The 1,089-nt window shown below is 58.7% G+C and carries 1 protein-coding gene and 1 pseudogene; one reads left to right on the top strand and one right to left on the bottom strand.

Translation table 11 applies throughout. The features are described from left to right. Positions 1 to 497 (bottom strand): LysR family transcriptional regulator (locus AC097L_RS25930; RefSeq protein WP_479589562.1); only part of this gene is annotated, 497 nt, incomplete at its 3' end. Between the two features lie 407 nt (positions 498 to 904). On the opposite strand from AC097L_RS25930, the pseudogene AC097L_RS25925 reads away from it, so the two are divergent. After that, a pseudogene (locus tag AC097L_RS25925) lies at positions 905 to 1,089 on the top strand (hypothetical protein); the annotation flags it as partial.

The raw sequence follows: 1,089 nt of genomic DNA, 5'->3' as shown, positions 1-1,089 counted from the left end.
CGGGCAGCCAGATCGGCCAGCACGGCGGGGAAAAAGCCCACCGCCAAATCCAAAGTTTCGTCTTCCAGCAGCTTGCGCGGGTCGCGCGAGGCCAGCGGCAGCACGTGCAGCGATACGCTGGGGGCTTCGGTTTCCAGCAGGTGCATCAGGCCCGGCAGCAGCTGGGCGGCGGTGGCATCGGCCATGGCCAGCACAAAGCTGTCGTCGGCCTCGGCCGGGGCAAAGGCGCTGGGGGCCAGCGAGCCCTGCAGCTGCCGTAGCGACTCGCGCACCGTGGGCCACAGCGCCAGCGCGCGCGGTGTGGGCTCCATGGTGGTCCCATTGCGACGCACCAGCTCGTCGCCCAGGCTGTCGCGCAGGCGGCGCAAGGCGTTGCTGACGGCGGGCTGGGTGAGCGACAGGTTGTGCGCGGCCCGGGTCAGGCTGCGTTCGGCCATGACTTCGTCAAACACGCGCAGCAGATTCAGGTCAAAAGTGCGGAAATTGGGTGGGTTCATGGCAGGGCGGGCAAGTGTTTTACCGAATTAAAACCAGAATGTTGCTAAAAAGAAACATAGGGCGTGCACTCTAAACCGGGTTAAGGGTGCCAATCTAGGGTAAACCCGATGTCTGAATTGATCAAATTGGTTTAGCTAATTTGCCAATTAGTTCCGCTATATTTTAAATAGCTGCTTGTGCTTATAGATAGGGCGATACGGCCTGATTCAGTGCTTTTTTCCAGGCAAAGAATAGCTTTTTGAAGGCTGCACGGTCGTGCTATTCCAAGGCCCTGCCCTACCCCATTCATCACGCTAGTGAATGCAGATCATCACAAAGATAAATTTAGAAAATACTAGTGCAAACCCTAAGATTCGTTTGCGTTCAAGGCGCTCCAGCCCAAAACGCTTTGTGAAAGGAACACACCATGACCAGCTTTATCAACCCTAGCTTCCCCTCCGAGCACCCCGGCGTCGTCCGCGCTGAATCGGTCGCCGCAGCCGCACGGGGGCTGTACCAGAATTTTGACTCGTCCCGTAGTCTGGCAGCCGTGCTGTTGGCCGCCGTGGTATCCGCCCTGGTGGTCGCAGCCGACCAATTGGTCGACAGCTG

The sequence above is a fragment of the Rhodoferax sp. RT5P35 genome (assembly GCF_056521385.1).
The sequence above is the reverse complement of the archived record's forward strand: the minus strand, read 5'-3'. Positions and strand labels throughout refer to the sequence as shown.